General features: G+C 65.5%; 3 protein-coding genes. All 3 read right to left on the minus strand.

Going from position 1 to position 2,695, the window contains the following annotated elements; translation table 11 throughout:
* Positions 1–1,233, minus strand: a 1,233-nt coding sequence (murD, locus tag VF662_RS05145) for a UDP-N-acetylmuramoyl-L-alanine--D-glutamate ligase (RefSeq protein WP_464138551.1), incomplete at its 3' end; no start/stop codon positions are given.
* A complete protein-coding gene (mraY, locus tag VF662_RS05150; RefSeq protein WP_464138555.1) occupies positions 1,230–2,300 on the minus strand; it encodes a phospho-N-acetylmuramoyl-pentapeptide-transferase in 1,071 nt (356 codons plus the stop codon). The genes murD and mraY, both read right to left, overlap by 4 nt.
* On the minus strand, positions 2,300–2,695 hold a 396-nt coding region (locus tag VF662_RS05155; RefSeq protein ID WP_464138559.1), incomplete at its 5' end, for a glutamate ligase domain-containing protein. The genes VF662_RS05155 and mraY, both read right to left, overlap by 1 nt.

Here is a 2,695-nt window from a genome sequence, read left to right on the forward strand (position 1 = left end):
CTCATAATCCCTGAACTGATCGAACGAGGCGCAGGCGGGCGACAACAGCACCACCTCCCCCGGCTTGGCCGCTTCCGCGGCAACGCCAACCGCCTCCACCAGCATCTCGCATTCCCTGACCGGGAGCCTCGCCGAGAGCAACTGGGCGAACATCGGCCCCGCCTCGCCGATCGTATAGGCGGCTTTCACATGATCGAGGAACGGCTCGCACGCGTCGAGATCGTCCGACTTCGGCAATCCGCCGAGGATCCAGTGCACCGCCGGATAGGCGGCCAGAGCAGGCGCCGTCGAAGTTGGGTTGGTCGCCTTCGAATCGTTGACGAACAGCACGCCGTGCTTCTCAGCGACCCGCTCCATCCGGTGCGGGAGACCGGGATAGGTTGCGAGTGCGTCCGCCGTCACCTCGTCGGCGACGCCAAGCGCACGGGCAACGGCCACTGCGGCGGCCACGTTCTGGCCGTTGTGCGGACCCTGCAGCGAGGGCCAGCGGGACTGGTCCTTCACGTCCCCGCCGGAGACCAGGACCCGCTCCCCGGTAAGCTGGGCGGCGATGGCGCGGGTAAAATCGTCGTCGGTGGCGACGACCGCGACATGCTCGGGGGACTGCATCGCGAACAGCCGCGCCTTCGAGGCTGCATAATCCTCGATGCCGTCATAGCGATCGAGATGGTCCGGAGTGACGTTCAAGAGCACGGACACGTCGCAATCCAGGCTCTGCGTCAGATCGATCTGGTATGAGGAGAGCTCGAGCACATAGACGCCCCCTTCCTGAAGCGGCTCCTGCCCGAGGATCGGAGCGCCGATATTGCCGGCCATGGTGGTGGGGATGCCGGCGCTCGTCAGGATGTGGTGGACGAGCGCGGTGCTGGTGGACTTGCCGTTGGTGCCGGTGATCCCAACGACGCGGTGCGGCGGCAGCGTCGGGCGCGCCTGCGCGAACAATTCGATGTCGCCGATCAGCGGCACCTTCGCTTCTCGGGCCCGGGGCGCGATCGGGTGCCGGTTGAGCGGCACGCCGGGCGAAACGACGACGCCTGAATAGCCGTAGAGCGAGGTGGTGAGCGGATCGGCGATGCGCGCCTTGTCGGCCACCAGCTCGCGGGCTTCCTCGCGGCTGTCCCAGGCCATGATGCTTGCCCCGCTCGCCGCGAGTGCTTCCACCGTCGCCAGGCCGGAGCGGGCGAGGCCGAGGACGGCGTAGCTCTTGCCGGCAAAGGCGGGGCTGGCGATCATCTGAGCTTCAGCGTGGAAAGGCCCGCCAGAGCGAGCACGAAGCTGATGATCCAGAAGCGGATGACCACCGTCGGCTCCGACCAGCCCATCTGCTCAAAATGGTGGTGGATCGGCGCCATCTTGAAGACCCGCTTGCCGGTGCGCTTGTAGAAGAAGACCTGGATGATGACGCTCATCGCCTCGACCACGAACAGGCCGCCGATGATCCCGAGCACGAGCTCGTGCTGGGTTGCGACCGCGATCGCGCCGAGCGCTCCGCCGAGCGCGAGGCTGCCGGTATCGCCCATGAAGACGGCCGCCGGCGGCGCATTGTACCAGAGGAAGGCAAGGCCCGCGCCGATGATCGCCGAGCAGAGCACGGTGAGCTGGCCCACGCCGAGCACGAACGGGATGCCCAGATATTCCGAATAGATCGCGTTGCCGACGAGGTAGCTGATCAGAAGGAAGGCGAGACTCGCGATGATCACCGGCATGGTTGCAAGCCCGTCGAGCCCGTCGGTGAGGTTCACCGCATTGCCGAACGCGACCACCACGAAGGCGGCGAAGGGCACGTAGAACCAGCCGAGATCGACGATCGGCCCCTGGAAGAAGGGGATGTAGAGATCGGTGCCGGTGCCCTGGATGATGATCGTGCAGCCCACTCCCGCCACGATGAACTCTGCGAGCAGCCGCATCCGCGCCGAGACGCCCTTGTGGCTGCTCTTCGTCACCTTGTCGTAATCGTCGAGGAAGCCGATGAGGCCGAAGCCGACGGTGATGAAGGTGCAGGCCCAGAGGTAGCGGTTGGAGAAATCCATCCACATCAGCATCGAAATCGACAGCGAGGTGAGGATCATGAGGCCGCCCATCGTCGGCGTGCCGCGCTTGGTGAGGTGGGTCTGCGGCCCGTCGATCCGGATCGGCTGGCCCTTGCCCTGCCGGATCCGGAGCCAGCCGATGAACTTGGGGCCGATCAGCAGGCCGATGAAGAGCGCCGTGGCGGTGGCCGCACCGGCCCGGAAGGTGATGTAGCGGAAGAGGTTCAGGACCCCCGGATATCCAAGCTGTTCGGCAATCCAGAGTAACATCAGCTGTTCCCGCTCGCCATTGCCTCGACGAGGGCGGCAAGTCCGATGGAGTTGGATCCCTTGACGAGAATCGCGTCGCCCGGCCCGACCGCTTCGCGTAGCGGTTCGATGGCCGAAGCCGCATCCGGCACATGCGTCATTTTAACCTTTTGGCCAAGCGCTTTTGCAAGCGCGCCCATCTCTTCGCCGACCAATATTGCATGTTCGACACGGGCCGCTTCGATCGGCTCGGCAAGGCCGGCGTGGAAGCTGTCGGATTCGACACCGAGCTCCCGCATCGAGCCCAGCACGACGATCCGGCGGCCCGTCACTTTCTGCGCCGCGAGCGTCTTCAAGGTCGCCCGCATCGAGGAAGGATTGGCGTTGTAGCTTTCGTCGATCAGCAGCGCCTCGCC

The sequence above is a fragment of the Allosphingosinicella sp. genome (assembly GCF_036387215.1).
Classification (GTDB): Bacteria; Pseudomonadota; Alphaproteobacteria; order Sphingomonadales; family Sphingomonadaceae; genus Allosphingosinicella.

Coding starts and splice junctions, on each gene's coding strand:
- mraY (WP_464138555.1), bottom strand. CDS start 2,300: ATGTTACTCTGGATTGCCGAACAGCTTGGATATCCGGGGGTCCTGAAC.